Here is a 6,861-nt window from a genome sequence, read left to right as displayed (position 1 = left end):
CCGGTGTACGAGGCGGCGGCCGCGCCCGTGCCGGCGCGGTCTGCGGTCGGGGAGGCGCCGCTTGGGTTGTTGGCCGAGCTCACCAATACCGCTCCCCCGCCGGAGACCCCGCGGCGGACCGTGACGCGCCGCGTCAAGGTGTGGACGCCGATCCTGGTGCTCCTCGCCGGCGCCGTCACCGGCGCCCAGTTGCTGCGGCCCCTGCCCGCGCCCGCGATCGTGGCCGCCGAGACCGTGCACACCCTCGACGGGTCCCTCTCGCTGCCGTGGCCCGCCAAGGGCCAGGGCGCCGTCCGCATACCCGGCTCCGGCGACATCGGCACGTTCGGCGAGCAGAAGCCCGTGCCGACGGCCAGCGTGGCCAAGGTGATGACGGCGTACGTGCTCCTCAAGGACCACCCGCTGGGCAAGACCGAGGCGGGCCCGCAGATCGCGATCGACGCCAAGGCCGTGGCCGACGGAACCTCCGAGAACGAGTCCCGGGTGGAGGGGCTGGTCGAGGGGACGAAGTACAGCCAGCAGGACCTGCTCAAGATGATGATGATCCCCTCGGGCAACAACGTCGCCCGGCTGCTGGCCCGGTGGGACTCCGGCACCGACTCCGAGGCCGCCTTCATCGCGAAGATGAACGCCGCGGCCGCGGAACTGGGCATGAAGGACACCACCTACACCGACCCCAGCGGTCTGGACGCGGGCACGGTCAGCACCGCGGTGGACCAGCTGAAGCTCGCCGAGGCCGTCATGAAGTTCGACGCGTTCCGCGCGGTCGTCGCGATGCAGAGCGCCACCGTCCCCGGCCTGCCGCAGCAGCTCGTCAACAACAACACCCTGCTCTCGGCGCCCGGCCTGAGCGTCATGGGCATCAAGACCGGTTCGAGCACGCCCGCCGGCGGAGCCCTGATGTGGGCCTCGTACAAGAGCGTCGGCGACGACACCCCGCTGATCCTCGGCACCCTCATGGAACAGCGCGCCGACGGCGCGGACCCCAACGCGGTGCGCAGCCTCGCCCTCGTGCTGGCGAACAGCAAGAAGGTCATCGAGTCGGTCCGCCAGGCGCTCACCTCGGCGCCCGTCATCCGCAAGGGGCAGGTCGTCGGGTACGTGGACGACAAGCTCGGCGGCCGCGCCCCGCTGGTGGCGGTCAAGGACCTGAACGTGGCCGGCGTACCGGGCCAGCAGCTGCGGATCTCGCTCCGGAGCGGCGCCGCGGCGTTGCCGCACTCCGCGAAGTCCGGCGCCGAGGTCGGCGTACTGACGGTCGGCGAGGGGGACGGGGCGAAGAGCGTGCCGGTGGCGGTGCGTGACGGCCTGTCCGAGCCGTCGTTCGGCACCCGCCTCACCCGGCTCGGCTGAAGCGACGGCCTACGCGAGGGCCCCGCGGCCCCCCTCAGCCCATGACGCGCGGCAGGCGCAGGCTGAGGAGGGTCGTCAGGGCGACCAGGCCCAGTTGGACCAGCAGGGTCACGGCGACGGCGTCCCGCATGCCCATCGACGGGACCAGCGCGAGGAAGAGGCTGCCCAGGGTCGCGACGCCCACGGCGAGCGCCGACTGCTGGGTGGTGCTCATGACCCCGCTGCCCACCCCGGCCCGGTCGGCCGGTACGTCCGAGAGCATCAGCCGTAGCAGCACCGGCAGTTGGAGGCCCTGGCCGAGACCGGCGACGGCGACTCCGGGGGCGAGCGCGGCGAGTCCGAGATCCGGCCAGCCCAGCAGGACGGCGAGCAGGATCAGCGCCACGCCCACGCCCTGGAGCACGCCGCCCGCGGTGATGACCCGGCTGCCGAACCGGCCGACCAGACGCGGGCCGGCGAGCGCGGCCGCGAAGAAGGCGACGGCCATCGGCGCCATGGCGAGCCCGGCCGCCACCGGCCCCATGCTCAGCCCCTGTTGCAGGGCCACCGCGATCACGAACATGAACCCGCTGAAGCCGATCGAGAACGGTACGACCATCACCAGTCCGCGCCGCAGCGACCGCAGGCGCAGCAGGCTCGGCGGCACCAGCGGGCTACGTCCGAGGCGGTCGGCGCGGTGCTCGGCGAAGCAGAAGGCCGCGGCGGCGAACGGGAAGACGCCGAGGGACACCCACGTCCACAGCGGCCAGCCGGTCACCCGGCCCTCGGTCAGCGGCAGCAGCAGGGATACGAGCGCCAGCGCGAGCAGCAGCGTCCCCGGTACGTCGACCGAGGCGGGGCGCTCCGAGCGGGTCTCGGGGACGGCACGGGCGGCGAGCACCAGCCCGAGGAGCACCACCGGGACGTTCACGAGGAACACCGCGCGCCAGCCGGAGCCGGCCACATCGGCGGCGACCAGGAAGCCGCCGAGGATCTGCCCGAGGACCATGGCCAGCCCGGCGGTCGCTCCGTAGAGGCTCATCGCCCGCGCCCGGCGGGCGCCCCGGGTGGTGGCCTGGATGGTGGCGAGCACCTGAGGCAGCATCAGCGCGGCGGCGGCTCCTTGGGCCACCCGCGCGCCGACCAGCGTCCAGGCGCCGGGGGCCAGTCCGCAGGCGAGCGAGGTCAGGCCGAAGGCGGCCATGCCGATCAGGAAGAGCCGGCGCCGTCCGGCCATGTCGCCGAGTCGGCCGCCGAGCACCAGGAGGACGGCGTACGCGACTCCGTAGCCGGTGACGACCAGCTCCAGTACGGCCGGTCCTGCGGCGAGGTCGCTGTCGATGGCGGGCAGCGCGACGTTTACGATGAAGAAGTCGATCAGCGGAAGGGCGCCGCCCAGGAGCACGGTGAACAGCCCGAGCGGACGCAGTTCCGCTCCGCGGCGGATGACGGGGACCGGGCCGGGGCCTGTGGCGGCGGGTGTGGACGGACGGGGCGTACCGGTGGTTGTTTGGCTCACGGTGAAGACGATCCCCGCGGCCTCAGCCTGGTACCAGAGTCTCTTCATCCTGGTACAAGCAGTACCTGGCATCCGGCTGAGCGGTGCGGCAGGCTGCTCCCATGACCACCGTTGCCCCGCAGAGCGATGTACGTCGGCACGAGCTGGCGGAGTTCCTGCGCAGCCGCCGTGAGCGGATCGCTCCCGAGCAGGTCGGGCTCGTACGGGGGCGCCGTCGGCGGACGCCCGGGCTGCGCCGCGAGGAGGTCGCGCAGCTCTCGGCTGTCGGCGTCACCTGGTACACCTGGCTGGAGCAGGCCCGGGAGATCCAGGTGTCCCCGCAGGTGCTGGACGCCTTGGCGCGGGCCCTGATGCTGGACGTCAGCGAGCGTACGCACCTGTTCTCACTGGCCGGCGCCGTGGACCCGGCCCCGCACACGCCGTGCGCGACCGTGACGCCGGCCCTGCGGGCGCTGCTCGACCAGTTGGACCCGATTCCGGCCAGCATCCAGAACAGCCGGTACGACATCCTCGCGTACAACTCGACGTTCGGGCGGCTGCTGTGCGATCTGGAGGAGGTACGGCCCGAGGACCGCAACTGCATGTGGCTGGCCTTCACCCATGCGGACTGGCGGGCGGCCGTGGTCGACATGGCGGAGGTGAACCGGGTGATGGCCGCCAAGTTCCGGGCCTCGATGGCCGAGCACCTGTCCGAGCCGGCCTGGAAGACGCTGCTGGCGCGGCTGGAAGCGGCGTCGGCGGAGTTCCGTGAGGCGTGGGCGCGGCACGAGGTCGTGGGGCCGGGCGCGAAGGTGAAGTACATCCGCAACGCCCATGTGGGCCTGCTGCACCTGGAGCACACCAACCTGTGGCTCGGACCGGCGGCCGGCCCCCGGGTGATGGCGTACGTGCCGCTGGACGAGGAGACGCGCGAGCGACTGGAGCGGCTGCGGGACCTGTCGCGCGCCGGGGTCTGACGGCCCGGCAGGGCCGCAGAGCCACAGTCCCGTCCGGTCTGCCCTGAACTCGACTTGACCGCGTTCCGCCGGGCCGAAAGCGCCCCGACGGGTCCCGGGTGCGGGTGACGATGGCGGCTGCGGTGTACTTCCGCACTCCCCGACACGACAGGAGCGCGCCCGTGGCCAGCCCCAACGATCCCGTCGCCCCCACCGGTCCCGTCGACCCCTTCCGCCCCTCCCCGCTGCACGACCTGATGTTCGGCCACATCCACTCCGCCGCCCTGCGGGCCGTGGTCGTCCACGGGGTCGCCGACCACCTCGCCGACGGGCCCCGTACGGCCGAGGACCTCGCCTCCCGTACCGGCACCGACGCCATCGCCCTGCGGCGCGTCCTGCGGCTGCTGGCGAGCCGGAGCCTCTTCTCCGAGGACGAGAGGGGTGCCTTCCGGCTGGAGGAGGACGGGCAGCCGCTGCGGACCGACGTGCCGGGATCGCAGCACGCCGGCGTGGTGATGATCACCGATCCGATGTTCGCGCGGTCCGCTCCCAGGCTCCAGGACACCCTGCACACCGGGCAGCCGTCCTTCGACCTCGTCTACGGCATGCCGTTCTTCGAGCACCTGCTCAAGACCCCCGAGGACCGGGCCACCTTCGACGCCGGCATGGCGGCCTTCTCCGGCGCGGAGGACGAACTGGTCGCGCAGGGCTACGAGTTCCCGGAGGACGCCCGGGTGATCGACGTGGGCGGAGGCCGCGGCGGCCTGCTGGGCGCCGTACTGAACCGGCAGCCGTCCCTGTCCGGCGTGCTCTTCGACCAGTCGGCGACCGTGGCCGAGCACCTGCTGGACCGGCCCGGGCTCGCCGGGCGGTGGCGCACCGAGAGCGGCGACTTCTTCACCGCCGTACCGTCCGGCGGTGACTTCTACGTCCTCAAGCACATCCTGCACGACTGGAACGACGAGGACTGCCTGCGCATCCTCGGCTCGATCCGCCGCGCGGCGGAGCCCGGCGCCCGGCTGCTCGTCGTCGACTCCGTCCTGCCCGGGAACAGTGCGCCGCATCCCGCGCTGGAACTCGACATCGTCATGCTGATGGCCCTCAGGGGCCGCGAGCGCACCGCCGCCGAGTTCGAGTCGCTGCTGGACCGGGCGGGCTTCCGGCTCCAGCGCATCCTGCCGACTCCGGCCCTGCCCTCGATCGTCGAGGCCGTCGCGGTGTCACCCTGACTCCGCCCCGGCCTGCTCCACCCGGCTGCTGGTCCGCCACAGGCCGCATTCGAGCCAAATCGGCTCGGTGCGCCCGCGGCCGGTCACATCGCTCGCCCGCGCACCGTCATGGCACTGGCAACAACCTGAGCATTCTGAAAGGAAGCCGGCCATGGAAACACGTTCCACCACCGTCGAGGAGACCCTGCGCTCGCGCATCTCCAACCCTGTTGACCTCGTCCCGGAGATCGAGGATGTGGCTGGGCTGCTGTACAAGGCGACCGCCAACCGCTCGGTGCCCCGGACCACGATCGGCCTGGTCCACCTCAGGGCCGGTCAGCTCGTCGGGAACACCTACTTGACCGTCATGCACTCGGACCTCCTGCGCAAGGGCGGGGAGACCGAGGAGCGGCTCGCCGCGGTGGCGTCGTGGCAGGACGCGCCGTACTTCACCGAGGCCGAGCGTGCCGCGCTGGCGTTGGTGGAAGCCGTGCTCCTGCCGTCCACCGGCGCCGAGAGGGTCTCGGACGAGCTGTACGCCAGGGTGTCCGAGCACTACGACGCCAAGGCGCTCATCACGCTGACGATCGCGATCGGGCAGGTCAACTTCTTCATACCGCTCGCCGTCATCGGCAAGCCGCTCCCCGGCAAGTCGCCGGTCGAGCAGTGGACGTAACAACGGCGGGATAGCGGGAGGGGGCGGGGCGCTGCGCGCAGCGCCCCGCCCTTGCGCTATCCGACGAACTCCTCGTCCCCGTAGCGGACTTCGGCCTCGCTCCAGTCGACTCCGAGCGACTCGGTGAACTTCCGGGCGAGCGGCAGGTCGGCGAGCGGGGCGATGAGGATCAGCCGCCCGTCCACGGTGACGGAGCCGCCGCCGAGCCGGTCGCGGACCTCGGGGTCGGCGAGCAGCGCGTCGTGCAGACGGGTCGAGCTGACGTCGTCGGCCCGGATCTCGACCGCATCGGTCTCGGGCGAAGTGCGCGGCAGGCAGCGGAAGGTGAGCACCGACTCCTGCTTGTACTCCTTGCGGATGACGTCGGCGATGTGGTGCAGACCGGCGGGGCCGACCCGGTTGACGTCGAACTCGCGTGAACGCTCGTAGGTGGCCTGCTTCAGGTCTCCGGACCAGAACACCCCGTCCAGCAGGGTCGAGGCGCCGGGCTTCGCTCCGTGCGTGCGGATGATGCCGCGTACGTCCCGGTCGAAGCGGGTCAGGCGGGTCTTCAGCCGCGGGTCGGCCGGGTCGGTGATGGTCGCGGTGTTGTTGGTGGCGAAGATCTCCGCCGTCGGGCAGCCCCGGGCGGGCGACGAGGGGCTCGCCTGGGCGGTTCCCGTCCCCGCGGCTCCCAGCGTCAGGACTCCGACCGCGACCAGGACGCGTAACTGCCTCATGCCTCAACTCCTCACGGGTGGACTCACGATGCCGCGCGTAGCACAGGCGCGGGCCGCGGCCATCGCATCCTAGGGCGGCGGCCCGGCCGGCAGGTGCCGTCGTCCCCCGGATGGCGGATATCGGACGGCGTCCGGCGCGACCGCCCTCATGGCCGGGATCCACGCCTTGCCCGGGGTGTCCGACGCCGGGGAGCCTGCGAAGGAGACACGGACGACATCCGGTACGGGGGGAATCGTGGAGTCATCAGCGACGAACGCACCGTTCACGAGCAGGCGCGAACTGCTCCGGTGGGGCTGTGGGGCGGGCCTCGCGGCGGTGGGACTGGGCGGTCTCGGGGGCGGCGGGGGGGAGGGGGGGGGGGGGGGGGGGGGGGGGGGGGGGGGGGGGGAGGGGGGTGGTGGGGGGGGGGGGGGGGGGGGGGCGGCCGCGTGCAGAACGGTAAGAAAGGGATGTACGAGGCGGTGGTGGCGA

At 72.5% G+C, this 6,861-nt stretch carries 6 protein-coding genes; 4 read left to right on the top strand and 2 right to left on the bottom strand.

What is annotated here, in order from left to right; translation table 11 throughout:
* Positions 1 to 1,353, top strand: a 1,353-nt coding sequence (locus ACZ7GJ_RS09930; RefSeq protein ID WP_470750648.1) for a D-alanyl-D-alanine carboxypeptidase family protein, incomplete at its 5' end; no start/stop codon positions are given.
* A gap of 34 nt (positions 1,354 to 1,387) precedes the next feature.
* Here the strand turns inward: ACZ7GJ_RS09930 and ACZ7GJ_RS09925 are convergent.
* The gene (locus ACZ7GJ_RS09925) at positions 1,388 to 2,899 is read right to left on the bottom strand and encodes an MFS transporter (protein WP_470750647.1); all 1,512 of its coding nucleotides are present in this window, start codon (positions 2,897 to 2,899) and stop codon (positions 1,388 to 1,390) included.
* Positions 2,900 to 2,952: 53 nt separating this feature from the next.
* Between ACZ7GJ_RS09925 and ACZ7GJ_RS09920 the strand changes: the two genes are divergently transcribed.
* From ACZ7GJ_RS09920 to ACZ7GJ_RS09910, 3 genes are all read left to right on the top strand, one after another.
* The gene (locus tag ACZ7GJ_RS09920) at positions 2,953 to 3,807 is read left to right on the top strand and encodes a helix-turn-helix transcriptional regulator (RefSeq protein WP_470750646.1); all 855 of its coding nucleotides are present in this window, start codon (positions 2,953 to 2,955) and stop codon (positions 3,805 to 3,807) included.
* Between the two features lie 161 nt (positions 3,808 to 3,968).
* Positions 3,969 to 5,015 carry a methyltransferase gene (locus ACZ7GJ_RS09915; RefSeq protein WP_470750645.1) on the top strand — a complete coding sequence of 349 codons (1,047 nt, stop codon included), beginning with the start codon at positions 3,969 to 3,971 and terminating at the stop codon, positions 5,013 to 5,015.
* Positions 5,016 to 5,166: 151 nt separating this feature from the next.
* Positions 5,167 to 5,670 (top strand): carboxymuconolactone decarboxylase family protein, encoded by a 504-nt coding sequence (locus tag ACZ7GJ_RS09910; protein WP_470750644.1) that lies wholly within the window; start codon positions 5,167 to 5,169, stop codon positions 5,668 to 5,670.
* A gap of 56 nt (positions 5,671 to 5,726) precedes the next feature.
* Here ACZ7GJ_RS09910 and ACZ7GJ_RS09905 read toward each other — a convergent pair whose 3' ends face one another.
* Positions 5,727 to 6,389: a hypothetical protein gene (locus ACZ7GJ_RS09905; RefSeq protein WP_470750643.1), complete on the bottom strand. Its 663-nt coding sequence runs from the start codon at positions 6,387 to 6,389 to the stop codon at positions 5,727 to 5,729.
* Between the last annotated feature and the right edge of the window lie 472 nt (positions 6,390 to 6,861).

The sequence above is a fragment of the Streptomyces sp. NPDC037242 genome (genome assembly GCF_055604165.1).
This window is presented reverse-complemented; position numbering and strand designations above follow the sequence as displayed.